4 protein-coding genes are annotated in these 2,628 nt (G+C 67.4%); all 4 read right to left on the reverse strand.

Annotated elements, in window-relative coordinates; all coding sequences use genetic code 11:
* On the reverse strand, positions 1 to 294 hold a 294-nt coding region (gene fliO, locus DBR34_RS13035; protein ID WP_181393995.1), incomplete at its 3' end, for a flagellar biosynthetic protein FliO.
* Entirely contained in the window at positions 291 to 626 is a 336-nt protein-coding gene (fliN, locus tag DBR34_RS13040) for a flagellar motor switch protein FliN (protein ID WP_128097107.1), read from the reverse strand. The genes fliO and fliN, both read right to left, overlap by 4 nt.
* Positions 623 to 1,630 carry a flagellar motor switch protein FliM gene (gene fliM, locus DBR34_RS13045; protein WP_038688480.1) on the reverse strand — a complete coding sequence of 336 codons (1,008 nt, stop codon included), beginning with the start codon at positions 1,628 to 1,630 and terminating at the stop codon, positions 623 to 625. The genes fliN and fliM overlap by 4 nt, the downstream gene beginning before the upstream one ends.
* Before the next feature lie 9 nt (positions 1,631 to 1,639).
* Complete coding sequence (locus tag DBR34_RS13050; RefSeq protein WP_181393996.1) at positions 1,640 to 2,173, reverse strand: flagellar basal body-associated FliL family protein; 534 nt, start codon at positions 2,171 to 2,173, stop codon at positions 1,640 to 1,642.
* Positions 2,174 to 2,628 lie beyond the last annotated feature (455 nt).

Consider the following 2,628-nt stretch of genomic DNA (forward strand, 5'->3'; position numbering starts at 1 on the left):
GTGCAGGGTGTTGATGCCGCCGGCGGTGACGCCCAGCAGCAGCTGCTCACCGTTGACCTCCACCACCACCACGCGTTCCTTGGCGCCCACGTTCAGGCTGGCCACCACGCGCATGCCTTCGGCCGGGCGGAAGCCGCTGCCCGGCATGCGCTTGAGCAGCCAGCCCAGGCCGACGATCAGCGCCAGCACCGCCAGCAGCGCCAGCACCGCACCGAACATGCTCGGTGCGGCGGCCGCGTGCTGGCCGACCTTGGCCGCCGGGGTGCCGGCGGCGATGAGCAGCGATGCGATCAACGCAGTCTCCGGATCCGTTCGCTGGGGCTGACCACGTCGGTCAGACGCACGCCGAAACGATCGTTGATGACCACCACTTCGCCATGGGCGATCAGGGTGCCGTTGACGAACACGTCCAGCGATTCGCCGGCGCCGCGTTCCAGTTCCACCACCGAGCCCTGGTTGAGCTGCAGCAGGTTGCGGATCGGCAGGCGCGCGCGGCCCACTTCCAGCGACAGCGTCACCGGCACGTCGAGGATGACATCCAGGTTCAGTTCGGGCCCCAGGCTTTCATCGGACTGCAGCGTGGTGAACTGTGCCGGTGCCGGTTCGTTGGTTTCGATATCGTTCATTGCGGGTCTTCCTGGATAACGGGAACGCGTGGGCGGGTGCCCGGGGGATGGGTGGCGATGATCTTCACCGCGTTGCTGCCATTGGCGACGCCGAACTCGCCGGTGAACACCGGAATGTTCTCCACGCACACCGGCACCTGCGGCTGCAGGTCGATCGGCAGGATGTCGCCGACCTTCAGCCCGGTCAGTTCGCGCAGCGTCATGCGCTTGCTGGCCAGCACGCTGGACAGGGTGACTTCGGCGATGTTGAGCTGTTCGCGCAGCATCACGCCCCAGCTGGCATCGCGGTCGTTGCGGTCGCTCTGGATGCCGGCATCGAGCAGTTCGCGGATCGGCTCGAGCATCGAGTAGGGCAGGGTGACGTGGATGTCGCCGCCACCGCCATCGAGCTCGACGTGCAGGCGGCAGACCACCACGTACTCGCGCGGGGTCACGATGTTGGCGAAGTGCGGGTTGATCTCGGAGTTGATGTACTCCAGCTCCACGTCCATCACCGGTGCCCACGCTTCCTGCAGGTCGGCGAAGGTCTGCTTGAGCAGCAGGTGGATCACGCGCATTTCGGTGGCGGTGAACTCGCGGCCTTCGATGCGGGTGGGGTAGCGCCCGTCACCGCCGAAGAAGTTGTCCACGATCGCGAACACCAGCGTCGGCTCGAACACGATCAGCCCGGTGCCGCGCAGCGGCTTGAAGCGGATCAGGTTGAGGTTGGTGGGCACGTACAGCGAGTGCATGTAGTCGTTGAACTTGATCAGCTCGATGCCGCGCACCGACAGCTCGGCCGAGCGGCGGATCAGGTTGAACAGGCCGATCCGCCACAGGCGCGCGAAGCGTTCGTTGACCATCTCCAGGGTCGGCATGCGCCCACGGATGATGCGGTCCTGGCTGGCAAAGTCGTAGCTGCGCGCTTCGCCGGGGGTAGCCGCGTCCACATCGGTTTCGACCGCACCCGAATCCACGCCGTGCAACAGCGCATCGATCTCGTCCTGGGAAAGCAGGTCATTCATGGTGTGCCCTTACTGGGTGACGAAGCTGGTGAACAGCAGTTCGTCGGCGCCCTTGGAGCCGGTTTCGGCCTTGAGCAGCTTCTGCACTTCGGCCAGCGAGTCGGCCTGCAGGCGTTCCTTGCCGGCGCGGTCGGCGATCTGGGTCGGCTCGACCTGCGAGAACAGCATCAGCAACTTGGCGCGGATGGCCGGGGCGTGCAGCTTGATCGCCTCCAGCGCGGCCGGGTCGCGGGTCATCAGCTGCACTTCGACCTGCAGGTAGCGCGGGCCGTCGAAGCTGCTGTTGAGGTTGACCACGAACGGCGGCTCCAGCCCGAAGTACTGCGCCGGTGCCGGCATGGCCTTGCTGGCGGCCGGCTTGGCGGCCTTGCTGTCGTGCTGGGACGAGGTGGCGAAATACCACGCACCACCACCGGCGGCGCCGGCGGCGAGCACGGCCACCAGGGCGGTGATCAACAACGGACTACGCGGCTTGGCGGCCTTGTCCTTGTCGGCGGATTTCTTGGTTTTGTCGGCGGCTGCGGCCACGAGGGGAAGCTCCATTGGATTGCTTCCTGGCTACATGCAAAGGCCGTGCCTGAATGCCGGGGCAGGCCGGCGTCGGGTTTCTGGCGCCCGTGATGCCCCGACAATGCCGGCCGCTGGCCGGCTCCAGGCATACCCGTGACCCAGGTAGTGCCGGCCGCTGGCCGGCTCCACGCATAACCGTGACCCCCGGTAGTGCCGGCCGCTGGCCGGCGCCAGGCATACCCGGGACCCCCGGGTAGTGCCGGCCGCTGGCCGGCTCCAGGCATACCCGTGACCCCCGGGTAGTGCCGGCCGCTGGCCGGCTCCAGGCATACCCGTGACCCCCGGGTAGTGCCGGCCGCTGGCCGGCTCCACGTACACCCGTGATGCCTCCGGTAGAGCCGGCCGTTGGCCGGCTTCACGTACACCCGTGATTTCCTGAGGAGCCGGCCAGCGGCCGGCACTACCCGGTGGGTGCCGTGTTTACGGCC

The organism is Stenotrophomonas sp. HMWF003 (assembly GCF_003061285.1).
Lineage (GTDB): Bacteria > Pseudomonadota > Gammaproteobacteria > Xanthomonadales > Xanthomonadaceae > Stenotrophomonas > Stenotrophomonas maltophilia_AP.